Source organism: Polynucleobacter sp. IMCC 30228, assembly GCF_021395205.1.
Lineage (GTDB): Bacteria > Pseudomonadota > Gammaproteobacteria > Burkholderiales > Burkholderiaceae > Polynucleobacter.
In genome coordinates this window covers 247,282-272,019 of the sequence record NZ_JAJVCS010000005.1, presented here as the reverse complement: position 1 = coordinate 272,019, position 24,738 = coordinate 247,282, and the positions used below count along the sequence as shown (strand labels likewise).

The following is a 24,738-nucleotide window of genomic DNA, read 5'->3' as shown; positions in this document are numbered from 1 at the left end:
CTATTCCGCAGTTCATTGCTATTCAATATTGCATGCGGTAAATTTCACCGTCTTTTTTGCCTAATAAAGACAATAACCCAATCAACGATTCTTCAGCCTCAGCTGAGGCGGTAGCTGCGCCTAAAAAATGTAAGCCTGCGCTAGTGCCAGTACCCATATTACCTTTGCCACTCAACAACAAAGGCCCCACCGTAGTGCTGAGGTTAAACACTGTACCAGCTTGTGCCAAATTAACCTGTATTTCATAGCTACCCAAGGGTTTTACTGGGCTAATTGGACTGCTTAGGCTGCTCATCATAAGGCGTATTGTTCCCGCAGTTTCTTTGCCTATTTTAAGCTCAGTCCAGCGGGCAGATAACTGCCCACGGGGTCGCAGCGTACTCCAGGGGTTGCCAACCCCTTCCAATATAGTGGCTGGCAGGCTAATTTCGCCACTGGCAACCGCTACTTGCCCTAATTTCAACAGTATTTGCAGCGGTTGATCGAGCGCTGAAAAACTTATCGACAAGCCACACTCTCCATTAACTGCATTACACTGCGCAGTCCAATGAAAACGTTCGGTTAAAGCGCTGGCCTCGCGGCAGCCTCCCCCTGCTACATTCGACTCCGAAAAGCCAAGCGCTGCACTGCCTTGCCAGATTGTGCCAATTGGTTGATGCAATGTAACCCGACATGCTGTTTGGCTACTAATAAAGCTAGTAAACCAGCTAGCGGGAAGTTGCCTAACAATGACGACTAATACAGTCAATAATAAGGCAACCCAAAGTAACTTTGGTAAATGTCCACGTGTAGAATCTAGCAGTATTTTCATTTTGATAAAGCGCCTGCAAGCAACGAGACATTGCTGGAATAACTAGAGGCACTCGTTTGTACCAGACTAGCGCTTAAGTTAACTACTGCCGTAGCTGGAGTGGCCACCAACTCAATGCGCTCTGGATACAAGCGCCAAGTCATACGTAATTCTTCTAAGACATCAACGACCACAGCAAACATCACATCACTTGCTTGCAATTCAATGCGGGGAGGGTTTTCCACGCCGAGTCTAAGAACACTAGGCTTTAAGCCTCGTGCGACTAAGATATTACGAATTTTTTGTAGCTCTGCCTCATCCACTAAGACTACGGTATTAAGTTGCATAGGCTTGCTTTTAGACAATTTGATTAAATTCTCTAATTGAGCCCACTGCATAGGGCGCAATGAAATTTGCCCCTCTAAGCGGTGCACATAAGGAGTCGCCCAAAATTGCATTAAAGCCCACAGCGCGCCAAGAACAGCTAAGTTTAGTAATAACTTACGCTTAGCGTGAGCAAAGTTCAAGGCGCTAGCAAACCCCCATGCAGCACTAGCTTGTGAGGGTTTTTTTTGTTGTAGTGCGTTGAGCGTCATTTGGCTTGAGCCCATCACTTGATTTAAAGCAGCGCGACATTTTTTTACTAGCTCTTTTAATGAAAAAGGGGTCATAAGCTGGCCTCCTTAGTATTACTTCCCAATCCCGCATAAGGCTCTAAGCGATAACGATTGTTGCCTAAGTCGATCACCATCATCCCTAGTAATTCTGCTTTTTTAATGATCTCGCTTGCACTAAGAGGAATCGCGCTTGGTTTGAATTCAAAATCTATGCGGTAGCCATCATAAGTAATTTTTTGTAATGTCTCTTTGCCTAAGGCGGCTTTTAATTGCTGTACTTTTGCAGCCATCGGTACAAAATCAGCATCTGTAGTTTGCCCTTTTCTTCGCTCTTCTTGCGTCAACTGTTTAATAAAGGCGCCTGTCACTGAATCATTTGTTTTATTTTGCGCTAGTAACGCAATAGAAGTTGGTGAAATAAATTGGGCTGCAGTTATTTCAAGATTTCTGACCCAGCGCCAATCATCAACTGCAAGCCAAGCTGCATGCAAACTAAAGCCAATAAAAATACTGGAAATTGCATAAATTGCCCAGCGTGAAGGTGCTACCCATAAATTTTTATCAACCCAGGATTGATATACATTAGCTAGTCCGTTGATGCCTTTAGCTTGCGCCGATTGCCAACGCGCATTTAATTTCAACGGAGTTTTTTTCGCGTTTGGCGCTGCCAATAATAAATTAAGGCTAGCGGCTGCTATATCTGTGCGCCGACTAAATGCTACGGCACTTATCATCAGCCAATTCCATGACCACTCAACTGGTTTGCAGTTCTCCACCATACTAGGTAATTGCTCGCTGGGATTCTGCTCAACCCATGCTAGGCCTAATTGCTCACTCTTACGCCAAGTATAAATAATTTCATTTTCAGCAGTTTTAAAAGCAAGGCTAGGAATAGCAATTTCAGGATATTGATCTGCAGTTAATGGCTCTTCTGCCTTAGCGTAAGATAAAAGTAAACAGTCGGGAATAAAACGTATCCGCGGTGCGAGCAAAGCACTCAGTTGTTGATTAAGCCAATAAAACCAAACCCGATCAATAATTGCTAAGGTTCTTTGCGAACCCATTTGTCCGAGAAATGGCGGTAATGCATGCACTAAAACACTATCAGCACCAGCCAATAAATATTCCTCAACTAGGCTCGGTAAAACCTGTTGTAATTTTTTTGCCTTCACTAGAGGAACTTTAGTTTCAATCAGCCGTACATCTAAAGTTGGAATTAATACTAAAACCTCATCTGCGTAAGGCATTGATTCTGCACTACCAATACCCTGCCGTCCCGCGGTCGGGTCTTCAGCAGGATTTTCGCAAAGACACCAGGCAAATTGGTCGGCGCGCGCGCTCTCCTCACTTTTACTGGATGAACCAGCAAAAGGTTTGAGGGGGCAATGAATTACTAATAAACTCATTCTGGCAACATCCTGACTGATTTATTCCAAATTACTTGGGTAAAAATACCGCTTGGTAATGGCACTGGGGAACGCTGTATTAATGCCGAGTTCACAAATATACCGCTTCCTAGGTGAATTTCGGATTGCGCCAGCCAAAACTGTGACTTTACATTGACCAAAGAGCCGTCAACTGCCACCCCTGCACCCGCACCAGCTTTAGTCAATAAGGTGGTGATTTCATCAAGCGCCTTCATAGGTGCCGCCGTTCGGTATTGCACTAAATTATTTGCTGCACTGCGAGATAAGCCTGCAAATGCAGCCATTAGCACCTCAGCACTTGCTGTATTGACATTAATAGCAGTATTAATAGGCAGGACTGCTACATGAGGACGTAATTTCTCAATTAAGGCGGGGGTATAACCAGGGATGCTGGCTAACCCATCTAAATCAACCAGAGGGATTTGAGTTTGGAGCACGGCTTGGGCAGTTTGCTGTGCTAAATTCGCATCTAGTCCTAAGGCAGCTAATAGGCGACCATAGGCGGATACTCCGCCTGCATTAATGCCTTGAAATTGATTGTTCCATAAATTAGTTAAATTAAATAATCCTTGTGCATCAGTTAGCCTACCCTGTACAGTGACGCTTTGTAATTCGTCTGGAATATCAGCATTTTTCAAAAAATCAGCAACTTTACTATCAGCTAACGGTAAGGCCCAAGATTCTCCCAAGTGATCATATTGACTGGTGCGGCCATCTTGAGCTAGAACCAACCTAGCAAAATCAAGAATGCCGTGCTGCAACCAAAGTACTTGCGTGCGATCGCGTAAATTTTCTAAAGTACGCACCTGCAATTGCTGGCGCCACATTAAGCTAGCCATCAACACCACTGAAACGCCAACCACAATGAGCGCAGTAATTGTCGCCGAGCCGGTTTGCGCGCTGACGCCAGATCGAGCAAGTACATCATTTGTCGGCTTTACATTTTTCATCTTATAAACTAGTTCCCGCTAAACAAGATCTAGTAATAGGAAAGGGCATAGTTTTAAGGCCCCAGCGCATAGCAATACCATTTAATAATTCGTTTTTTTCTGCTGGGTCAGTTGATGTAGTTTGGGTGCCTGGTGGATTAGCACTGGTTGGCGTACCCGACCCACCAGGTGTAGTTGGTGTCGTTGGAGTAGTTGGTGCTGCTTGATTTCCTTGTCCCGCTTGGGTGGCACTTGGGTTACTAGTTAAGACTTGGGCTTGCTGACTAACTACTTCTGGTATCTCAAGACTTACTTTCATTTCGGTTGAAAGTAGATCGGGATCACTCAAAATAGCTTGCCATACCGTCAACGCATCTGCTCTGCCTTTCAGAGGCCTACTAGTCCAACGTTGCAAACCCGCTGGAGTCATGCCAAAACCCACGATCATCCAGGCATCAATATTATCGAGTCGATAGCGGCGTACCCACCAAACATTTTTTGTACCTGCGGCATATGGCTTAACACCCAATTCTGAATTGCTTAACATTTCTTGGCAATCTCGCTCAAACTGCCGAACCAATTGCACATAGCCAGCATCTTGAGTAGATCGACGATCAATCGTCTCGCGTCCGCGAATCATGGCATCCATGCCGCGCCATGCCATTAAGCCAACGACGGCCATAATGATTAGCGCTACCAATACTTCTACTAGCGTAAAACCTGCATCATTAACGCGCAGTTTCACAAGACACCGCCAGTTGGGTTGGCCACCACCGTAACTAACCAAGCTAAGCGTGGGCCATTAGACTCGGTAGCACTTGCCTGGCTGGCTAGGTAAACCGTAATTTCAACTCGTCGAAAGGCTGGATTGGGGGTGGCCAATACTTTGCGCTGACAAACCAAGATTATTGATACTTGTGGGCAACTAAATGAGCTGGTGCCCAAATCAGGCCAAATTTTTTTCATACGAATTTCGTTTAGTGCATCATCAGCACTCCATAGGGCCATGGTCCGTTGTGAAATTGCCAGCTGCGTATCGGCACTGTATGCCACTGCTCGTAAGGCTGCAATTAAGGCGACGCTTAAAATAATTAAGCCTACCAATACCTCAACTAATATAAATCCATTTTGCTTAGGTGAACTTTGCTGGTTCATGGCGACTCCCAACTAAAACGCCCGTTACTGGCGCGCACTAAGGTCGCAAAACGCCTATCTTGTTGAATTGGAATACGCATGGCTGTGGTCACAGACTCAGCGCCTAAAGTTAGTTGGATTGGACTGACGATCACTGGTTTAGCCCAAACCTTCGCCTTATAGGCATCCGGAATAAATGTGGCAGGAGTATTCGCTTCAGCCATTGGATTTACATTTAGTGGTCGGCTAAAACGCCAACCGGTTTCATCAATTTGCGCCAACATGGAAGACCCACTCATCAGGCTTTCATCCTGAGCTGCATTCAGTGAGGCCACTAATTGATCGAGGTTATCGCGCCAATAACGTTCATCATGATTCGGAATTGTCAGCACTGCAATTCCTAACATCACCGCCACAATTGTGAGGGCTAGCAACAGCTCGATTAAAGTAAATCCACTTTCAGCAGAAGAACACTTAATTAAGCCCCTACTTTTTTTACCAATTCCCAATATCCGCATCGGTTCCGGTTCCGCCCGGCTTGTTGTCTGCCCCATAACTCAAGATATCAACTTCACCTTTAGTCCCAGGGTTACTGTACTGATAAGGATGGCCCCAAGGATCATTTGGTAATAAATCTAAATAGCCACCCGTTTTCCAATTTTGTGGCACTGGCTCAGCACTAGGGCGAGTAACGAGTGCCTTGAGGCCTTGCTCGGTAGTGGGATAGCGGCCAATATCTAAGCGATATAGTTTTAGTGCTTGGGATAAGGTGCCAATATCATGTTTAGCAGCGGTCACGCGCGCCTCATCAGGACGCCCCATAATGCGGGGCACTATTAAAGTAGCCAAAATACCAATAATGGCTATAACAACCATAATTTCAATTAAAGTAAAGCCGGCCTCGCGCTTTTTGCAATCAATACGCGCCTTGTTTAGATTGGGGCTGACCAGTGCTGTAGGTAGTTTAAGTAGGTATTTCAAAAGGGGCTCTCAATCAATTAAACTGAATGAATATTATAAGGATTAATTCTAATTTGAGCGAATTTCTGCATCGTCTTCAAGAGCGTCTAAAAAAGCGCTCTGCTAGCGCTACTGATAGCTCTGGCACAGGGCGCTTACCCTTGTCTTGGGCAGAGCGTTGGGCGTCTTTTAATCACTTCGCCCAGCAACTACTGACCGCAAGCAAACAATCTCTGACTAAAAATGGTTTTAATTCTGATTTAAATAAATCTAGCATTATTTTACAGTTAAAGCTGTTTGCTAAAAATTATCTTAAACCAAGCCCAGTTATTCATAGCCTTACTTATCTGGGCATGTTAATTACTATTGCTTCAGTGACTTATTGGCTGATGCATTTATCACAAATTCCCAGCCCACCAGAGGCTCTAAGCAAAAATGCTAAAGGGGCTGTACTTTATAGTAATCAAGGTAGTGCTGAGAGTTATGCACTGTTTGGTAGCAAACCTATCGCAACCGACAATATCATCTTACGCGGTGTTGTTGTCACTGATAAAAATAAAGATGGTTTACTGCAAGGCTTTGCCCTCTTTGAAATTGATGGCAAACCGACTGGCGCTATTGCAGTTGGTGAAAGTTTAGGCAAAGGACTGATGTTGCAAACTATCACCACAGAAACTGCAACTTTGCTCTATCAAGGCAAGCGGCTCAACTTTAGTCTGAATAAATCAAATAAAGATAAGCAAGCGAATAATTCTAGTAACGGATCTAATAGTGGTACAGCAGCAGTACCCAAGGCTCGTGCAATTCCTAATGTCTCACCAAAAACAGAATTACCAAAATAGCTAGCCCGCTTAATGATCTGTTTACGCTTCGCTATATCTTTTATATTAAGCATGTTAGGCCTATTAGCCTGTAACTCAGTCTATGCGCAAGCCGATACTTTTATTGGACTACTTGAGCCAAGTGCAAAAAACGAATTGTGGCTTAACCCAGGTATGGTCACTTACCACTTTCAAACTGATCAAAACCTCAATGGCGCGAACTGGGGCGCAGGGGCTGAGTATCGCTTCTCTACGGTATCTTCAATCACAGCCGGCCGTTTTTATAATAGTAATAATGCTTATTCTAATTACGCTGGCATCTACTACCAACCCCTAGCGATTGGGCCAATTAAAGTTGGCGCTGTTATTGGTGGCTTTAGTGGTTATTCATCAACGAATAATGGCGGATGGTTTCCAGCTGCAATTCCCGCGCTCACTTGGGAAGGGGATTGGGTTGGGGCTAATGTTTTTATTATTCCTACTATCGGTGATCGAGTGCATGGTGGAATTTCTCTGCAACTGAAATTTAAAGTGTTTAGCTAAGCCTGTCCTTTGGCCTTACCAAATAAACCAATTGCAAATTCACAGACATATTTTTTATGCTCTGCTGAACCTGCAATCGGATCATTCTCTAAAAATGGACTCCGAATAACAGCCTGAAATGCCCTAAGGGCTAAGCGGCATTCATTTTCATTCATTATTCTGAACGTATTGGTTACATTATCTTGCGCCAACTGCAGAAGCGCGGGAATGACAGAATCCATCACTTTATTTAATTCTTCAGGTTTTTTAGATACTTTTAATAAAAGTCTCATCAAGAGCTTATATTTTTTACCCGTATGTTTTTTTTTGTTCAGGCGCGCAAAAAGTAGATCAACAATAGTGCCTATAACTGGACCAATCTCATCATGCGGGGTAAATTGCTGGATGATTTCTTCCGCATGAAGGGCGACCTTACGCAAATGGCGATCAATAAAAATAAATGCAAATAGTGAGTTGAGTGCGCCAAAATAACGGTAAAAGGTGCCAATAGAGTAACCCGACTTAGAGGCCAATTCTCTTGCAGTAGGCATCCCATCACTGTCTTTTTGCATCAAGTCATCAGCGGCTTGAGTAATGTCGATAAAGGTTTTTTCAGCACGTAACTGCAGTGATTTTTTATACTCAAATTCCTGAATTTCTTTCATATTGAGCCATCATAACCAAAATTACGCATATTTGAAGATGAACATGCTGCAGATTAGTGCAAAGAAAGGATGAGAGCCATATATATATTGGGTCTCAGGCCATCAAAAAAAAATGGAAAGTGAACTAGAAAAGCGTTGAAACGCACAAAATTGTAGGTAAATTCGAGGCTAGCATCAATTTTCTAAGGATAAAATCATGAAAAAAACGATCGGTCTTTTGATGTCTTTAGCAGCCTCGCTATTCTTGGTTGCTTGTGGCGGAGGCGACATGGGTTCGGCATCAACAGGTAATTCAGCAACGCCTACCTCAGTTTCAGCAGTTTCTGCGGCAGCAACTAATAGTTGTTTCAGCATTACAGCTCCAAGCACTAATCTGGGTCAATGGTGGACCAGCGGCTCATTTAATGTCACCAATACTTGCGCTACCGTACAAAGTGCTAGTGGTTTGCAAATTAAAATTGCTAGCAGTGGCACTGCTTTGGTAGGCTCTAAGTTTCAGCTGGACTCGATTAATGGCTTATATTTTCCGCCGCCAATCTATTGGGCCCAATCTACAGGGACGTTTATTACCAATAGTGTGGCCGGTAGTAAAGATACGGTCACCTTAACCTTAAATACGACTGGGTCGATTCAACCCAATACTTCAGCCACCGTATTTTATGGCTATAACCCCAATGGTACGACGCCAGGCGCAATCAGCTATACGGTTAATGGTGGTAGTACTCCGGTGACGCCAACCGGTGGTTCAATTGCTTTTAGTATTGATGCCACTGCGTTAAAGGCGGTTTGTGTTAGTGGTACAACCTGCAATATTCCGGTGATGCTGAGCGGGCCTAATAGTTATGCATCGACGGTTGCGACCATCGATAATAATAATGCCGGCACGGTTATTACGAACAATAATTTCACTCGACTAGCTACGGGCTCTTATACCCTTACTGTTGCTAGTAGCGCTTTACCTGCTAATGTCAGCTTTAGTGCTCCCGCAATTAACGTTACTGACAATAATACGGTGAATGAAGCTGCCCTCTTCACGGTTGCTAGTACACCCGTAGTTATCGGTTCTTATAGTGTTGGTGGTACGCTAAGCGGCTTGAATACAGGCTTAACAGTGGCGCTGAATAATAATGGTGCTAATTCACTGAGTCTTAGCTCAAATGGCGCATTTAAGTTTAGTACGCTAGTAGCCAATAACGCTAACTATGCAGTGACAGTTGGCACACAACCTAGCGGGCAAACGTGTACCGTTTCAAACGGTGCAGGTAAGGTAACTGCTAATATTACTACCGTTACTGTTTCCTGCACCACCAACTCAACGGGCTCTACCGGCGCAATTAAATACCGCGGTGTTAATTTAGCTGGCGCTGATTTTGGTGAAAGTAATTTACCTGGCACCTATGGTGTGGATTACACCTATCCAACCAATGCTGAAGCGACTTACTTTAAAAGTAAAGGCATGAATGTCATTCGCTTGCCATTCCGGTGGGAGCGTTTACAGCCCACTTTAAATGCAGCCCTTGACCCAACTGAACTAAATCGGATGCAGACTTTTGTTAACCAAGCAATTGCAGCAGGCCATACAGTTGTTTTAGATCCGCATAACTATGCGCGCTATAAAAACAATATTATTGGCGCCAGCTCGATTACAAATGCTAACTTTGCTGATTTTTGGGGTCGTTTAGCAACAGTGTATAAAAATAATCCAGCTGTCTTATTTGGTCTCATGAATGAGCCTAGCGAGATGTCCACTGAAACTTGGGTGGCAGCCGCCAATGCTGCAATTGTCGCAATTCGTAATGTTGGGGCTAATAATGTGATTCTGGTTCCTGGCAATGGCTGGACTGGTGCCCACAGTTGGGCGCAAAATTGGTATGGCACCGCAAATGCCGTTGCCATGCTATCGATCAAAGACTCTGCCAATAACTTGATGTTTGAAGCCCATCAATATCTAGATTCCAATAGCTCGGGAAATTCAGATATTTGTGTTAGCTCCACCATTGGGGCTGAGCGCTTAGTTACTTTTACCAATTGGCTACGCGCCAACGGCAAGAAAGGCTTTTTAGGGGAATTTGCTGGCGGCAATAATGCTACCTGTAATCAAGGCATTGCTAATATGCTCGCTTATATGGAAGCTAACGCGGATGTCTGGGCTGGCTGGACTTGGTGGGCTGCAGGCCCATGGTGGGGAGGCTATAAATTTACTATTGAGCCGAGTAATGGCGTAGATGACCCCAAACTAACCAATCTATTACCATATTTGAAATAAGTTGTAAATTCAGCATAAAATCTTAGCCTAAGATCTCATCCTTAGGCTAAGATTAGTTTTTATCTCATTTTGAAGTAATCCTATGAAAATCATACGAACTGCTTTAGTTACTATTTTTAGTATTTTTCTTTTAGTTTTACCGATGGTATCCCAAGCAGAATTAGGCGGTAATCTTGCTAGCATTAATCTAGAACAAAAAACTTTTGGGTCAACTCTGACCTCTTCACCGCAAACTGGCTACACTATTTATTCGCAAAATATTAACCCCGGCTTAGTCATTAAAGAATATTTAACTAACAATGGCAATGTTTTTGCAGTGACCTGGAAAGGCCCCAACCTACCTAATTTTCAAGTAGTATTAGGGTCTTATTATTCAAACTACCTCACTGCATTGCAAAATAACCCGCGAGCGATTTTTTTTCAAGATGACAACATCGTGATTGAATCGGGCGGCGTGATGGGAGGGTATGTAGGGCGTGCCTATTTACCTAAGCAATTTCCAGCGGGTATGACATCTGCAAATATTCAATAGGCCATGCATTTAATGGCTATGGCTTTCCTATTGAGATGGCAATTCATGCGTGGCATGGCAATAATGGTATTTGCAGTCGTTTTAGTTGCCTGTGGTGGCAGTAGTACTAGTAGCTCATCCTCTAGTAGTAATCAAGATTCTCTGCCCAGTATTAACTTAGCGGCTAATTCAATTAGCGTTAATGTTGGTGCTGGGCAAGCAAAAAATATTAATACGCCTTATGTTAGTGTGACTATCTGCCAGCCTGGTACAAGTATTTGCAAGACCGTTGATAACATTCTGCTCGATACTGGCTCAACCGGCTTACGAGTTTTGGCTTCTACCATCACCTCTTTACAGCTCACCCAAGTAGTTGTCAATAATGCCCCTATTCTGGAGTGTGCCTCTTTCATCAGTGGTGATGCGTGGGGGCCCGTAAAGCTGGCCGATGTCAAAATGAGTGCAGAGGTAGCTAGCTCAATTCCGATTCAAATTTTGGCAGACCCTAGTTACAGCACCATTCCAAGTTCGTGTGGCGGTTCACAAGCCACCCAAATTTCAAACACCCTTAAAACTAATGGTATTTTAGGGGTTGGTTTATTCATTAGCGATACCCAAAGCTACTTTAATTGTGTGCCAACCACTTTAAATAATTGTCGAATCAGCCTAAGTCTCAGCCCTAATTTACAAGTTCAGAATCCGGTTTCTGCCTTTCCGGTCGACAATAATGGAATCATTATTAAACTTCCTACAGTTAGTGCCAATGGCGCAAGCCTCATTACCGGATCACTCACTTTTGGAATCGATACCCAAGCCAATAATTCCTCGAGTGGGTCTTATGTCATCCCCACTAATAGTAGCGGCCTATTTACTACTATTTTTAATAACACTACGTTTACTAGTAGTTTTATCGATAGTGGCTCAAATGGTCTTTATTTTCCATCTGGCAACTTAAGTTCTGTTTTGGTGAATTGCTCCTCGTATTCGTTAGCAGGTTTTTACTGCCCTGCCACCACTCAATCGTATTTGGCCGCCCTCACCTTAAAAAATAATATTCAGGGTAATGTCAGTTTTTCTGCTGCTAATGCGAAAACTTTAGTCGCTAGTGGCAACTATGCTTACAACAATATTACCGGTCAAATTGGTAATAATTTATTTGACTGGGGCCTGCCTTTTTTCTTTGGCCGCAGCGTCTATATTGGCATTACTGGGCGTACGAGCAACGCTGGTATAGGGCCTTATTACGCATATACAAATTAACTATTCTTTTAGCCTTAACCCCCACCCCTACGGGTATATAAATCAAATTTAGCCATTACCTGCGCTACTTGCTCTGCATTAAAAGCGTTCATTGCAAATGAAAAATTTACCACCAACACAGGAATTTTCAGTAAGGCAATTTGTTGGGAAGGTTTTGTGTGGGCGGCAATCAATAATCTGGGGCCGGGAACTTCATAATGCGTTTTATTATCGATTGCTACTGCAGTTGATTGTAGCAACTCACCCAAAGCATCTGGTAGCCAGCGAATTAAATCATCGGCAGAACAACCCATCACTCTTTGCACTTGAATTACAGTCACACTGAAAATTAACCGCCAGCAACGGGTGGGCAAATAGCTAAAGCATCATTTTCTTGCAAGACTGAACCGAGTCGCTCTTGGGGTGGAATATATTTACCATTAATCATTACTAAGTGGGCTTGAGGATGAGGAATGTGATGCAAGTCCATCACTTCACTGACTGTAGATCCATCAGGCACTTGAATAATCGCCTCAATTGTATTGATTTTATTGGCGGGCAAATAGCGATTGAGGCTGGCAAAAAGCTTGAGGGTAACTTGCATACGTAAAGCTTAATTCATTCAAGCAGATTGTGCTTGTCCTTTAGCTAAATATGCCTCTACTAGCTGGGTGGGGTCTTCTAGTAAAGTCTCTTTCCAGGCGCCTAAGGCAAGCTTCGTTTGAATTAGGCCCCGCAAGACTCCCACATGCTCGGTAAACCCTAAGCTAGTTGCGCCAATCAAAACATCACCTAAAAATTCTAACCGCAGGTATTTAAAACGCTGGGGATCACAAAGCTCTACGTGATCACCGCCTTTAGCGCCTGACCATAAGCCAAATGAAGAAGCAATTAAACCGAGGGTATCTAATACATTCACTTGCAAGGTGCCAATACTTTGCACCATCCCTCCAGTCATATTGATCGCAGCAACTCCGGCTTGCTCAGCAGCATTAGGTTGAATGGCATTAATCATGCGCTCACCAGTGAGAAAATCAACACTTTCAGTTACATCACCCGCTGCATAAATATCGGCAATCGAACTTTGCATTTGCTCATTTACTACAATTCCAGTTTTGATGTCTAGTCCCGAGTCTTTCAAAAAGGCAATGTTCGGGCGTACGCCTGCTGCTGAGATCACTAAATCAACTTCAAGTGTCTGTCCATTTGAAAGTTTTACGGCTAAACCTGCTTTGCCTTGGGTAATAGCCTCAACCTTAGTATCGGTAAATACGGTGATACCTTTAGCTTGCACCCATTTTTTGATGAGAGCGCCCGCCATTTCCGTCATCATGCGCGGCACCATCCGGTTTCCCATTTCAACTACGGTTAGTTCAACTTCTCTACTGGCCAATGCCTCTAGAATGATGCAACCAATAAAACCTGCGCCCATTTGTAATACTCGTGCCCCAGGCTTGGCTAAGGCATGAATCGCCCGTGCATCCTCTAGTGTCCAACAATGGTGAACCCCTGGAAGGTCAATACCAGGTACAGGCGGTAGCACAGGCACTGAGCCAGTGGCAATCAGCAACTTATCAAAATTAATTTTTTGTGTTTTTTTATTACCTTCTTCAACTTGCAGTGATTTACTTTTGGCGTCGAGTGAAAGCACTCTGCCCTGTACTTGCTGTATTTTGAGCCGTTCAAAATGATTGGCAGTTTTCCGCAAATACGTTCCCGATTCGTCAATATTGCCAACCAATAAATAAGGAATTGCCATGCGAGAATATGGTGGCGAGAGCTCATCACCAATTAGGATAATCTCGTCCGCAGGACAACGCTTGCGAATTGTCTCTGCTGCAATTACGCCAGCTGGCCCATTGCCAATAATGACATGCTTCATGGGGCTACTTAAAGACCTAAACGCTTGCGAGTATCGGCATTAATTTGCCCATCGCTATCCCAGCCACGAATCTTGTAATACTGCGGTAACATCTTGCCCAAGCCGCTGACTGAACCCTTACCAGGTCCAGTTTTTGCAGCTTCAGACATTAAACGCTTGGGTAGCTTATCGTCTTTACTAGTAAAGCCAGCACGATTATTAAAATCACGCTCCATATTCCAAATTCGCTCGCCAATTAAAGTTAAATTTTCAACTGTAAATTCATCTCCACAGGCTGCTTGAAGTTGGGGCGCAACATCGGCTAGTGTCCAAGCAAAGCTAGTAAAAATACAGAGTCCAGCAGAATCAAAGGCAGCAGTAGCATCTTGAAAGGCTTTTACCAACTCAGGCTTACCATCCGTATCAGCAGGCTCTGTTTTAACAGGAATGCCTAAAACTTCAGAGGCGATAGTGTAACCACGTAAATGACATGCGCCCCGATTCGAAGTGGCATAGGCCAAGCCAATACCCTGAATCACCCGCCCATCGTAAGCGGGAAACTCTTGCCCTTTGACGCTCATCGATAAATCGGGTTGGCCATATTTTGCTGTCAGCCGAGCAGAACCTAAGGCAATTTCTTTACCAAAGCCAATTCCTTGCGCAGTAATTTCAGCAAAGTGGCAAAGTGCTTTGACCGAACCAAAAGGCGCTTCAATACCAAGTTGCTCTTTGGTCAAGACCCCCATTTCATACATTTCCATCACTGCGCCAACTGTAGCACCAAAAGTAATCGGGTCAAAACCGTCTTCATTACAAATCATATTGGCATACTGCAAAGCCTCAAGATCATTGACACCATTAGCTGCGCCCAAAGCCCAGGCAGCCTCATATTCAAGGCCGCCCGAGGTATTCTTATATTGCGGTTTATTTTCAATCGTGAAATGAGATTCATCTATTTGCGAAATACGACCACAGGCAATCGTGCACGCAAAGCAAGCTTGAGTTGTTACCAAATGTGATTTTCCATCTGAGTCACGTTCAACTGCCATCGCTTCAGCTGAAATATCTTTTGCGCCTTCAAATTGCACATCTTGATGATTACGAGTTGGTAGGGCTCCCACCTCATTAATTACATTCATTAATACTTGGGTGCCATAAGTCGGTAAACCTTGGCCGGTTACAGCGTGCCCGGCTAAAACCGCTTTACCAGCATTTACTGCCGCCATAAAGGCTTTGGGGTTTTTAATATTGCCAACCCCTTTGGTACCACGCACTGCCAGCGCTTTCAAATTCTTGCTACCCATCACAGCGCCAACGCCAGAGCGGCCTGCAGCGCGATGTAAGTCATTGACGATAGCGGCAAAATACACTTGATTTTCACCAGCACGCCCAATGCAGGAAACCCGAATTTGGGGATCTTGATGTTTAATTTTGATCGCTGGCTCGGTTTCCCAAACCGTCTTGCCCCACAAATCACCTGCGTCTACTAATTCAGCGCGATCATCTTCGATATATAAGTAGACAGGCTTAGGCGACTTGCCTTCAAAAATAACCATGTCCCAACCAGCCATTTTTAATTCAGCACCTAAATACCCGCCTGAATTAGAACAAGCAATTGCACCAGTTAAAGGACCCTTGGTAACCACCGTAAAACGCCCACCAGTAGAGGCCATGGTGCCTGTTAACGGCCCAGTTGCCCAAATAATTTTATTTTCAGCTGATAAAGGATCGACCTTCGGATCAACTTCATCGACAAAATATTTTGTGGCTAAGCCCCGTGAACCTAAATAGGTTTTAGCCCACTCCATATTCAAAGGCTCAGACTTGCAAGTGCCTTTAGTTAAATTAACGCGTAGTAGTTTCCCAGCCCAAGACATAGTATTTTCCTATTCAATAATTAGTTAGTACTAGCTTGATTGCCAAGCTTATCGGCCCATGCGCGCATGCGATCGAGCCCTGTCCAATCGGCATCTACATAAGTAATAGCTTCGGTTGGACACGCTGTAGCGCAAGCTGGGTCACCAGAACACAAGTCACACTTTTGTACCTTACCAGTATCCTGCACATAATTAATCGTGCCAAAAGGACAAGCAATTGTGCAAACTTTGCAGCCCACACAGGTGTCCTCAGAGACTACTTTTGCGCCCGTTACTAGATCAATGGAAATGGCATCTACCGGGCAAGCCTTTAAACACCATGCCTCATCGCATTGAGTACAGGTATAGGGTACCTTTACCCCAGTGTTGTGAAAATCAAAGACCCGAATGCGGGATTTAGAAGGATTAAAGATCCCATAATGTTCATAACTACAGGCCATTTCACACTGGAGGCAACCCGTGCATTTATCAGCATTAATCAGTAAAGACTTTTGCATTTCTAATCCCTTGTTTATTTGAAAAATAAGCTATATATGCAATATTCTGCCAATATAAAACAAATGGGAAGCTAGTAGTAACCCTAGTAAAACAAGCCCTATCTTTTTGACCTACATCAAACGCCTTCAATAGCGTATTAGCTACATTAAAACCTCGTCCTTAGTAGCTAGGAAGACATGCAAACTGTAAAAGAAATTGAATCGGCAGCTGACGCCGCCCGAAGGGCGGAGGTGAATAACTTAATTAGCCCTCGTTTTTATAAGACCGACTATGCGTATATGGATAGGCTGAATATCGAACCCGTTCGAGCAGAGTGGGACATGATGATGAAAGAATATGAAGGTGACAATAATCAAGATCATTTTCAGCGCGATGAGCAGTTTGTCGCCGAAGTTGCTCGATTAGTTCCCCAACTTAATCCCGAATTAAGGCGTGAATTTCTTGATTTTCTGGTAACGTCCCTAACCTCAGAATTTTCTGGCTGCGTGCTGTATAACGAGATTCGCAATCATGTTGATAACCCCGATATTAAACAATTAATGGCGTATTTAGTGCGCGATGAATCACGTCATGCAAGCTTTATCAATTCGTCACTTAAAGATTTTGATTTAGGTGTAAATCTAAGCGAATTAAAGAAAAATAAAGCTTATACCTACTTTAAGCCGAAATATATATTGTATGCAACATATCTATCTGAAAAAATTGGGTATGCGCGTTACATTACGATCTTTAGGCAACTAGAAAAAACTCCAGATAAACGCTTTCACCCTATTTTTCGCTGGTTTGAACGCTGGTGCAATGATGAATTCCGTCATGGCGAATCATTTGCCCTCATCATGCGTGCTGATCCAAAATTATTGCAAGGTACTAATTTATTATTCATTCGCTTCTTTTTATTGGCGGTATATGCCACGATGTATGTCCGCGATCACACGCGCCCTGCACTAAAACATGCAATGGGGCTTGATCCTACTCAGTACGATTACGCAGTATTTAAAATTACTAGTGAAATTTCGAAACAAGTATTTCCGATCTCTTTGGATATTGATAGTCCTGCATTTCGCCAAGGGATGAATCAACTATTTCGCATTGCTGAAAAATATTATGCGGCACGGGAAAAGGGAGGGATCTACGCATATCTCCAGCGAGGTGGATATGGGTTAGCGGGCTTTATGACCTTCGTTGGCATGTATTTCATTCCAGTGAAACGTCATAATCTACCTCAGCAAATTCGGATAGCGGCAGCCTGGTAATTTCAGACTACTTTTGAATAGGACCCCATGGTCAGGGATTCACGCAAATGTCGATCGAAAGCCATTGCCACCCGCCGTACCAATAAGCGCCCGCTCATGGGCACCATTAAAGAATCGCCATGCCATTCAATTAAACCAGAATCTTCGAGATAATTTAGGTCGGACTCTTCATTGACAAAATACGTGTCGAAATCAATTGCATGTTTTTGCGAAAATTGACTAGCATCGATCTTAAAGTGGCACATGAGTTGCCCAATTAAATCGCGTCGCACTATATCATCTTCGGATAAACGCATGCCCCGCAATGTAGGCAGGCGATGTTGATCAAGCAAAGCGTAATACTCATCTAAAGTTCTTACGCTCTGAACATAGCAATCGTCAACTTTACCTATAGCTGTTACTCCAAATGCCAACATATTGCACTCGGCTTGTGTAGAGTAGCCCTGGAAATTACGATGTAAACGACCTTCTTTTTGCGCGATTGCTAGCTCATCATTCGGTTTGGCGAAATGATCCATGCCAATAAAGATATAACCTGCTTGCATTAACTGGTCAATGGTGCTCGACAAAATTTGCAGTTTATCTACCGCATTCGGTAAATCACCTGCGACAATACGGCGTTGCGGCTTAAAAATATGCGGTAAATGGGCATAACTATAAACTGATATGCGCTCTGGATTCAGCGCGATTACGGCTTGCACTGTTGCTTCAAAACTGGCAGGCGTTTGCTTTGGCAGGCCATAAATCAAATCAACACTACGCGAAGTAAAGCCATATTTACGCGACCAATTCAGCACTGACTGAGTCTCTTCTAGGGTTTGAAGCCGATGAATTGCCTGCTGAACCTCGGGATTGAAATCTTGCACTCCCAGACTAATGCGGTTAAAGCCTAACTCAGCAAGCAATTTAATATCGGCTTCAGTTACTCGACGCGGATCAATTTCAATTGAGTATTCCCCGTTTTGCTGAAATTCAAAATGGTTTTTAATCGAGGTCATTAATTCCCGCATTTCAGAGTGAGACAAAAAGGTCGGTGTGCCACCGCCCCAATGCAGTTGACTAATAGGTAATTTTTGCTCGGGAGCCAGCTCCATCGCCTCACAAACAGCAGCCATTTCTTTGGCTAGATATTTAATGTACTTAGCGCTACGCCCATGATCCTTCGTAATAATTTTGTTACAAGCACAGTAATAGCAAATATTAGGACAAAATGGTAAATGCATATAGAGCGAAAAAGTCTGCTCGTTTAATGAAATTCGCTTTAATGCTAAACGATAATCAACCTCAGTAAAATCTTTATGGAAACGATCGGCACTAGGATATGAGGTGTAGCGCGGCCCATTAATATCAAATTTTTTTAATAGCGCAGGCTCTAATAAACTAGTTCTCGCACTAGCTAAGCCAACTACTTGATGAGAAGCTGTTATTAATTGGTCCATCCCATTCTTTGTAGCAGAATAAGAGTGGGGTGATTTTGATTTAAATCAAAATTCTTATCTCGATGTCGGCCTTTTTTGCCGTCCTTTTGATTGGGTGATCTGCGAGTTAGATGAATTTTTAGGCTTCGCTTTGGCTTGAGGTCTCGCTTGGCGCGTAGCCTTTATGGGCTGCACACCAATACTGGGATCAACTTCAAAGCCTGTAATAATTTCTTGCGGAATAGTTTGTTTTGTTAATTTCTCGATATCTTTTAGCAGCCCCAATTCATCGATACAAACTAATGAAATCGCCACCCCATTCGAGCCAGCGCGGCCCGTTCTCCCTACTCGATGGACATAATCTTCAGGAACATTGGGTAAATCGTAATTAACTACATGGGGCAGTTGATCAATATCAATACCCCTTGCTGCTATATCAGTTGCTACTAAAGCAGTAATTTTTCCAGACTTAAAATCAGCCAAAGCTTTAGTGCGGGCGGATTGACTTTTATTTCCATGAATAGCCATGCAAGTAATGCCATCTTTCTCAAGCTGCGTGACGAGCTTGTTAGCACCATGTTTTGTCCGCGTAAAGACTAGCACCTGCTGCCAATCATTCGCTTTAATGAGGTGGGCTAATAGCGCCTGTTTTTTATTTTTATCGACTGGATAAATTTTTTGCGTAATCGCTTCGTGGGTACTATTACTGCGGGCAACTTCAATTAAGGCTGGCGACTTTAGTAAGGTATTGGCTAGCGCTTTAATTTCGGTTGAAAATGTAGCAGAAAATAATAGGTTCTGACGTGCTTTTGGTAAGGTTGCCAAAATGCGTTTAATATCGGGTAAAAATCCCATGTCTAACATGCGATCCGCTTCATCTAAAACAAAAATTTCTATTGCCTTTAGTGAGATATGACCTTGTCCCATTAAATCGATTAAGCGACCAGGCGTAGCCACTAAAATATCGAGGCCATTCTTGATTGCATTAATTTGTGGATTAGCACCGACACCACCAAAAATAACCGCTGATTTCAGTCCAGTGTATTTGCCATAAGTTAAAACAGATTGCTGTACTTGCGCCGCAAGCTCACGCGTTGGAGTCAAAATTAAAACTCGGATTTGACGCCGTACGCTCGCTTGAGGTAGCTTTGAATCCATCAGTCTTTGCAAAATAGGTAAGGTAAAGCCTGCAGTTTTTCCTGTGCCTGTTTGAGCTGCCGCCAGCAAATCGCCGCCTTTTAAGACAGCTGGAATTGATTGAATTTGAATTGGGGTAGGCGTTGTATAGCCTTCTTCTTGTACCGCGCGCAAAATGGGAGCAGATAAAGCAAGTTCATTAAATAACATGGGGGCCGATAAGTGATTACTGCAATTGAATTGGCTATTTTAAGCGATTAACTAATTTGGCCAATCAGCTGCAGGTAATCCTGCGAAGGGAGCGGTAAATATTTGGCGCTTCATCAAAAATGATTGGGGCACTGGATTGCCGGTTTGGTACTCAATAATCCAAAAATAATCATAAACATCATCTGGCCAAGTAGTAGGTACCCCCACCATTTGATCTAAATTAAGTAATTGCCGCAAAGTGACTTTTTCGCCAGCAAACTCAGCTTCTAGGGCGGCGCTGGCAATATGAAAATGCTCCCAAATCATCAGTACCGTTTTATCTTCATACTGAGCGCTAAATAGTAAGTCCTTTGCTACTGCCTGATTGCGCACATTCTGTACTGCCATATGCGCTCGATCTATGCCTGCTTCTGCCCAATAAGCTAACATCGGCATATTCCAACTAGCAGCAATTGGCGCCATTGTTTCAATTGTATGTAAGGTCATTACCATTAATGCAGCAGGCCGTTCTTTTCCAATGAATAATGATTGTTTGGCATTCTGACCTAGATATTGCGCTGCAAGCGCTTGGGCGCGTAATTTGCCTATTTCAGAAAGGCTAGGGGCATCTAATTTTTCCGAATGACGCGCAATAATAATTTTCATAATAAGTAAAATAGTATCAAAAATTGAGATTAATAAAAATCGGTTACATTCTTAGTTATGCAAAAACCACAGACAATAACAATTAAAGAATGGGGACCTCAGAATAATCTGCATTTTATAGGGGTTTATAGGTCACAATTCGCATGAAGGCGCACGCGACTCTGCTCAATAAAAACTTAGTTTTACTAATTATTTGCCAAGGGCTTTTCTTAACCAATAATGTTACTTTTATTGCTATTAATGGCTTGGTTGGTCTCAGCTTAAGCCCATCAGCTTGGATGGCCACTTTGCCGATTATGGGCTATGTCGTTGGCGGTGCACTCTCCACCTCTATCGTGGCCAAAACTCAACATCAATTTGGGCGACGTCGCTCCTTTCAATTAGGTTTATTGATTGCGATTATTTCAGCCCTGATTTGTGCCTACGCCGCAATTTCTAGTAATTTCTGGTTACTCATTGCAGGCACCTTTGTGGCGGGGTATTACAGTGCCAATGGGCAGTTGTATCGTTTTGCGGCCGCGGAGTTAACTGTTGCAAGCTTACGCGATAAAGCGGTATCGTGGGTTTTAGCGGGGGGTATATTGGGTGCCGTAGTGGGCCCAAATTTAGCCTCATGGACTAAAAATAGTTTTTCTGTGCCTTTTTTAGGCGCCTATATAACGCTTGCCATTGCAGGTACGGTGGGTATTTTAGTGATGCAATTTATTCACTTTCCTGGTGAATTGAAATCGCAGCAACCCCTTTCCGCTGGTCGTAGCTTGAAAACTATTTTGTTACAACCCGTATTTTTAGTTGCTACTATTGGCGCCTCACTTGGCTATGGTGTAATGAACTTACTAATGGCAGCTACACCGTTAGCGATGCAAATTTGTGGCTTACCGTTTACTGATACCGCCCTCGTTTTAGAGTGGCATGTAATTGGTATGTTTGCCCCAGGTTTTTTTACTGGCTCTCTCATTCAACGCTTTGGCGCCATCAAAATAATGGGGGTTGGAGTAATACTCAATTTAATCTGTATCGCTATTGCCTCGACTGGCACCGACCTACACCAATTTTTATTAGCGCTTTTCATACTCGGAGTAGGTTGGAATTTTTTATTCACCGGCTCTACCACCTTAGCGATGACCGCTTACCGTCCCGAGGAAAAAGATAAAGCCCAAGCAGCAATCAACTTTTTTGTCTTCGGCACAATGGCTTTTACATCCTTCGGCTCGGGAGCAATGGTCACCACTCAGGGCTGGGAACTCTTAAATCTGGGATCTCTCATTCCTGTAATGGTGACTGGGTTGGCCTTAATTTGGCTCAGAGTAAAAAAATTAACTCCCCAGCCTTAAACGTCATCCATAAAACTACCGCCTCCACCACTATCGTCCCAATCTGAATTACCTGCGTTACCCGAGTCTTCCCAGGTGCTAACGTCGCGCACGCCAAAATCGGTATTATCTCGCCCTGCTTGAGCTGGCTGGATATTGCCAGAGGAATCCCGATTACCATGTTCGCCACCCATTAAATGACTAGCTAAAGCCTGCCCAGCGACCATGCCAGCCCCTAAGGCTGCCCCAGTTGCTAAACTGCCCATGAGGCCAGAACCCCCAAAGCCAGTGCTTGGTGCGCCAGCGGGGCCATTAGGGTTGCCAGGGCCTCCCGGACCATTAGGTCCTTGCCCACCAGGGGGGTTTGGTGCCAAACCGCTCTGCGGGCCATTACCTAATGCCGCCGCATTTGCTTGTTCGCGCTTTCTTTGCTTCATGAAATAAATCAAGCCGCCAACTAAAACCACGATTAATAGCCAAAAAATCGGGCTACTAAAGATCGAGGCAGACGCCCCCGCATTACCCCCTAAATTCGTACCTGAAACCTTTGCTCCAGACGCCAATTGCGTTCGCAGCTTTTGGACTGAGTCAACCTGCGCAAAAGGCAAACCAGGGGCAAGTATCTCGGCTCGAGCAAGTTCCGCACGACCTTCATCCAAACGCCCCTCTTTCAGCCTTAATTCAGCCAAGATAAAGTGCGCTTTAGCGCTATTGGGGTGAGTTTGTAATACGCCCTTCATCATGGCATCTGCTTGTGCGTACTGCCCTGCCTCAATCTTTTGATAAACCTCATGCAAACTGGGCTCATTCGCGAGCGCAAATACACTGCTGCTGAAAATTAAAGCGGCCAACAGGCTGGCAACCAAGGGAAGTTGGGTTAAGCGCATACGAGTTCCTTTTCTTCAATCGGAGAATAAGTTAAAAAATACTCCTTTTTAATGAAATTAGAAATACCCTAAATTTAATAGGGATTTACTGCTTAATAGGGGTAGCGCGCAGCATGACTTGGTTTATGCGTAACTCCGCTGGCTGACCCTGCTGCACCAAGACAAAGTCAATAATTTGTGCGACCTGCATCTTTTCCTGGTGCTCAATTTTCAAGACACAATTGGGCAAAAGAAGTTGCAGCGGCCCTAATTCTTGACTGGCGGAATTGAATGCATCTGCTTGATTATCTAACTTCTCTAGTTGCAAGAGTTTTTTTAAACTAGACAAAGTTTTCCGAGGATTTGCTGAGCCTAAGGTAATACTTTGCAAATGGTTGAATAGATTCGGATGTTGTTGATCAGTATTGACCCAAACAAAATCGGGGGTCAAGTGCTCACAAAAATAAATCCGTAAGCCTGCAATCGGCTGTTGAGAAAACCGTACTGTCTTAAAAAAGGCCTGCTTGATCTCATTGCCAACCTGCGCAGGTCGCGATAAATCTTGTACTGCATTTGGCACAAAGCCTGCTTCATTAAGTGACTTAAAACAAGCTGCGGCATTGTTGGTACGAAATACTAAGGCATCTAGACCAAACGCTAAATTCGCAATTTCTGCGCGTTGAGGTAGCGTTCCCGCCTCCCAACCCAAGATCTCTAAATAGGTCGAATCCAGCACAATTAACTGGTTTGATGAACCTAAATTGTGAGTAGACTTCGCGCTGAGATGAAAGCCAAGATCACTAAATTGCTTGGCAACCAAACTCATTTGGTCTCTTGCCATTATGACTAAATGGTCAAATTCATACTGCATAGGGGGCTCTTTTTGCCGTTCGAGTCCTTAATACTAAATCAATGCCACTAAACCTCCTAGACGGCTAAATTGAATTATCTTCCCGCATTAGGAAAAAATAATTGCTGACCCCCAATTTTATAAGCAGCAATTGCATCCTGGCCTGGTTTGGAAATGAGCCAATCGATAAAGGCTTGACCCTCGGCTTTTTTCACTTGGGGATATTTCATGGGATTAACTAGCATGACACCATATTGATTAAATAAACTAGGGTCGCCTTCAATCAAAATATCTAAATCGCCCCGATTTTTGAATGACAACCATGTGCCACGATCAGCCAAGATATAACCATTCATCGCGGAAGCCGTATTTAATGCTGGGCCCATCCCAGAGCCCGTTTCTTTATACCAATTCAGATTCGAATTAACTGCAATGCCAGCATCTTTCCAATAGCGTAACTCTGCTGCATGCGTACCACTTTTATCGCCACGAGAAACGAAGGGGGCTTTGGCCTCAGCAATTTTTTGAAAAGCAACTTTAATATCCTTGCCGCCAGCAATTTTTGCGGGGTCGCTCTTAGGGCCAATCAAAATAAAATCGTTGTACATCACTTCATAGCGTTTGGTAGAAAATCCTTCATCGATAAATTTTATTTCAGCTGGTTTATCGTGAACAAATACCACATCTGCATCACCGCGACGGCCAATATCAAGTGCCTGCCCAGTCCCAACTGCAACAATTTTTACCTGGATGCCAGACTGCTTTTGAAAAATCGGCAAAATAGATCCAAATAAACCCGATTGCTCTGTTGACGTCGTTGACGATACAAGGATGCTTTTATCCTGTGCAAAGCTAGGATTAATCAAGCTAGATAAGCCAAATAATAGTAAAGCAATAAAACTAGAGAAAATTAATTTCATTTTTTCGTT

The 24,738-nt window shown here is 43.7% G+C and carries 27 protein-coding genes; 7 read left to right on the top strand and 20 right to left on the bottom strand.

Annotated elements, in window-relative coordinates:
* Positions 1-22: 22 nt before the first annotated feature.
* The 8 genes from gspN to gspG are packed head-to-tail and all read right to left on the bottom strand — an operon-like array spanning position 23 to position 5,848.
* Entirely contained in the window at positions 23-811 is a 789-nt protein-coding gene (gene gspN, locus LZT21_RS10580; protein WP_233935575.1) for a type II secretion system protein N, read from the bottom strand.
* Positions 808-1,461, bottom strand: coding sequence for a hypothetical protein (locus LZT21_RS10575; RefSeq protein ID WP_233935566.1), 654 nt, complete (start codon positions 1,459-1,461; stop codon positions 808-810). Before LZT21_RS10575 ends, gspN begins: the two co-directional genes overlap by 4 nt.
* Positions 1,458-2,813 (bottom strand): type II secretion system protein GspL, encoded by a 1,356-nt coding sequence (gene gspL / locus LZT21_RS10570; RefSeq protein WP_233935563.1) that lies wholly within the window; start codon positions 2,811-2,813, stop codon positions 1,458-1,460. The genes LZT21_RS10575 and gspL overlap by 4 nt, the downstream gene beginning before the upstream one ends.
* Entirely contained in the window at positions 2,810-3,784 is a 975-nt protein-coding gene (gene gspK, locus LZT21_RS10565) for a type II secretion system minor pseudopilin GspK (RefSeq protein WP_233925252.1), read from the bottom strand. The genes gspL and gspK overlap by 4 nt, the downstream gene beginning before the upstream one ends.
* A gap of 1 nt (position 3,785) precedes the next feature.
* Positions 3,786-4,508: a prepilin-type N-terminal cleavage/methylation domain-containing protein gene (locus LZT21_RS10560; protein WP_233925253.1), complete on the bottom strand. Its 723-nt coding sequence runs from the start codon at positions 4,506-4,508 to the stop codon at positions 3,786-3,788.
* Positions 4,505-4,918: a type II secretion system minor pseudopilin GspI gene (gene gspI, locus LZT21_RS10555; RefSeq protein WP_233925254.1), complete on the bottom strand. Its 414-nt coding sequence runs from the start codon at positions 4,916-4,918 to the stop codon at positions 4,505-4,507. Before gspI ends, LZT21_RS10560 begins: the two co-directional genes overlap by 4 nt.
* Positions 4,915-5,451 carry a prepilin-type N-terminal cleavage/methylation domain-containing protein gene (locus LZT21_RS10550; RefSeq protein ID WP_233925255.1) on the bottom strand — a complete coding sequence of 179 codons (537 nt, stop codon included), beginning with the start codon at positions 5,449-5,451 and terminating at the stop codon, positions 4,915-4,917. The genes gspI and LZT21_RS10550 overlap by 4 nt, the downstream gene beginning before the upstream one ends.
* Entirely contained in the window at positions 5,393-5,848 is a 456-nt protein-coding gene (gspG, locus tag LZT21_RS10545) for a type II secretion system major pseudopilin GspG (RefSeq protein WP_255696520.1), read from the bottom strand. The genes LZT21_RS10550 and gspG overlap by 59 nt, the downstream gene beginning before the upstream one ends.
* 83 nt (positions 5,849-5,931) lie before the next feature.
* On the opposite strand from gspG, the gene LZT21_RS10540 reads away from it, so the two are divergent.
* Both LZT21_RS10540 and LZT21_RS10535 read left to right on the top strand, forming a co-directional pair.
* Complete coding sequence (locus LZT21_RS10540) at positions 5,932-6,699, top strand: hypothetical protein (protein ID WP_233925256.1); 768 nt, start codon at positions 5,932-5,934, stop codon at positions 6,697-6,699.
* Positions 6,700-6,750: 51 nt separating this feature from the next.
* Positions 6,751-7,221, top strand: coding sequence for a hypothetical protein (locus tag LZT21_RS10535; RefSeq protein ID WP_233925257.1), 471 nt, complete (start codon positions 6,751-6,753; stop codon positions 7,219-7,221).
* Here the strand turns inward: LZT21_RS10535 and LZT21_RS10530 are convergent.
* On the bottom strand, positions 7,218-7,865 hold the full coding sequence (locus tag LZT21_RS10530; protein ID WP_233990736.1) for a TetR/AcrR family transcriptional regulator: 648 nt from the start codon (positions 7,863-7,865) through the stop codon (positions 7,218-7,220). The two genes, LZT21_RS10535 and LZT21_RS10530, sit on opposite strands and share 4 nt — an antisense overlap.
* Before the next feature lie 196 nt (positions 7,866-8,061).
* Here LZT21_RS10530 and LZT21_RS10525 point away from each other — a divergent pair, with 196 nt between their 5' ends.
* The 3 genes from LZT21_RS10525 to LZT21_RS10515 all read left to right on the top strand — a co-directional run bounded on the left by LZT21_RS10525 (position 8,062) and on the right by LZT21_RS10515 (position 11,902).
* Positions 8,062-10,131, top strand: coding sequence for a glycoside hydrolase family 5 protein (locus tag LZT21_RS10525; RefSeq protein ID WP_233925259.1), 2,070 nt, complete (start codon positions 8,062-8,064; stop codon positions 10,129-10,131).
* Between the two features lie 82 nt (positions 10,132-10,213).
* Positions 10,214-10,663: a DUF2844 domain-containing protein gene (locus LZT21_RS10520; protein ID WP_233990734.1), complete on the top strand. Its 450-nt coding sequence runs from the start codon at positions 10,214-10,216 to the stop codon at positions 10,661-10,663.
* A gap of 30 nt (positions 10,664-10,693) precedes the next feature.
* Positions 10,694-11,902 (top strand): DUF3443 family protein, encoded by a 1,209-nt coding sequence (locus tag LZT21_RS10515; RefSeq protein WP_233935551.1) that lies wholly within the window; start codon positions 10,694-10,696, stop codon positions 11,900-11,902.
* A 14-nt stretch (positions 11,903-11,916) separates the two neighbouring features.
* Here LZT21_RS10515 and LZT21_RS10510 read toward each other — a convergent pair whose 3' ends face one another.
* From LZT21_RS10510 to LZT21_RS10490, 5 genes are read right to left on the bottom strand one after another with little or no spacing between them, the layout of a single operon-like run.
* A complete protein-coding gene (locus LZT21_RS10510; protein ID WP_233925265.1) occupies positions 11,917-12,222 on the bottom strand; it encodes a hypothetical protein in 306 nt (101 codons plus the stop codon).
* Positions 12,223-12,230: 8 nt separating this feature from the next.
* A complete protein-coding gene (locus tag LZT21_RS10505) occupies positions 12,231-12,485 on the bottom strand; it encodes a MoaD/ThiS family protein (RefSeq protein ID WP_233925266.1) in 255 nt (84 codons plus the stop codon).
* 18 nt (positions 12,486-12,503) lie between these two features.
* Entirely contained in the window at positions 12,504-13,763 is a 1,260-nt protein-coding gene (locus LZT21_RS10500) for an NAD(P)/FAD-dependent oxidoreductase (RefSeq protein WP_233990732.1), read from the bottom strand.
* A gap of 8 nt (positions 13,764-13,771) precedes the next feature.
* A complete protein-coding gene (locus LZT21_RS10495; protein ID WP_233925268.1) occupies positions 13,772-15,619 on the bottom strand; it encodes an aldehyde ferredoxin oxidoreductase family protein in 1,848 nt (615 codons plus the stop codon).
* Between the two features lie 20 nt (positions 15,620-15,639).
* Entirely contained in the window at positions 15,640-16,116 is a 477-nt protein-coding gene (locus tag LZT21_RS10490) for a 4Fe-4S dicluster domain-containing protein (RefSeq protein WP_233925269.1), read from the bottom strand.
* Between the two features lie 177 nt (positions 16,117-16,293).
* Here LZT21_RS10490 and acsF point away from each other — a divergent pair, with 177 nt between their 5' ends.
* Positions 16,294-17,370 (top strand): magnesium-protoporphyrin IX monomethyl ester (oxidative) cyclase, encoded by a 1,077-nt coding sequence (gene acsF, locus LZT21_RS10485; RefSeq protein WP_233990730.1) that lies wholly within the window; start codon positions 16,294-16,296, stop codon positions 17,368-17,370.
* 2 nt (positions 17,371-17,372) lie between these two features.
* Here acsF and hemN read toward each other — a convergent pair whose 3' ends face one another.
* Genes hemN through LZT21_RS10470 form a run of 3 tightly spaced genes read right to left on the bottom strand, consistent with a single transcriptional unit; the run spans position 17,373 to position 20,780 of the window.
* Positions 17,373-18,809, bottom strand: a complete 1,437-nt coding sequence (gene hemN / locus LZT21_RS10480) for an oxygen-independent coproporphyrinogen III oxidase (RefSeq protein ID WP_233990728.1) — start codon at positions 18,807-18,809, stop codon at positions 17,373-17,375.
* 54 nt (positions 18,810-18,863) lie between these two features.
* A complete protein-coding gene (locus LZT21_RS10475) occupies positions 18,864-20,135 on the bottom strand; it encodes a DEAD/DEAH box helicase (RefSeq protein ID WP_233990726.1) in 1,272 nt (423 codons plus the stop codon).
* Between the two features lie 51 nt (positions 20,136-20,186).
* Positions 20,187-20,780, bottom strand: coding sequence for a hypothetical protein (locus tag LZT21_RS10470; protein WP_233925273.1), 594 nt, complete (start codon positions 20,778-20,780; stop codon positions 20,187-20,189).
* 143 nt (positions 20,781-20,923) lie between these two features.
* Between LZT21_RS10470 and LZT21_RS10465 the strand changes: the two genes are divergently transcribed.
* Positions 20,924-22,114, top strand: a complete 1,191-nt coding sequence (locus LZT21_RS10465; protein ID WP_233990724.1) for an MFS transporter — start codon at positions 20,924-20,926, stop codon at positions 22,112-22,114.
* Here LZT21_RS10465 and LZT21_RS10460 read toward each other — a convergent pair.
* The 3 genes from LZT21_RS10460 to LZT21_RS10450 all read right to left on the bottom strand — a co-directional run bounded on the left by LZT21_RS10460 (position 22,111) and on the right by LZT21_RS10450 (position 24,729).
* Positions 22,111-22,980 carry a tetratricopeptide repeat protein gene (locus tag LZT21_RS10460; RefSeq protein WP_233924838.1) on the bottom strand — a complete coding sequence of 290 codons (870 nt, stop codon included), beginning with the start codon at positions 22,978-22,980 and terminating at the stop codon, positions 22,111-22,113. The genes LZT21_RS10465 and LZT21_RS10460 overlap by 4 nt on opposite strands.
* Before the next feature lie 85 nt (positions 22,981-23,065).
* On the bottom strand, positions 23,066-23,830 hold the full coding sequence (locus tag LZT21_RS10455) for a VOC family protein (protein ID WP_233924839.1): 765 nt from the start codon (positions 23,828-23,830) through the stop codon (positions 23,066-23,068).
* 74 nt (positions 23,831-23,904) lie between these two features.
* On the bottom strand, positions 23,905-24,729 hold the full coding sequence (locus LZT21_RS10450; protein WP_233990720.1) for a substrate-binding domain-containing protein: 825 nt from the start codon (positions 24,727-24,729) through the stop codon (positions 23,905-23,907).
* Positions 24,730-24,738 lie beyond the last annotated feature (9 nt).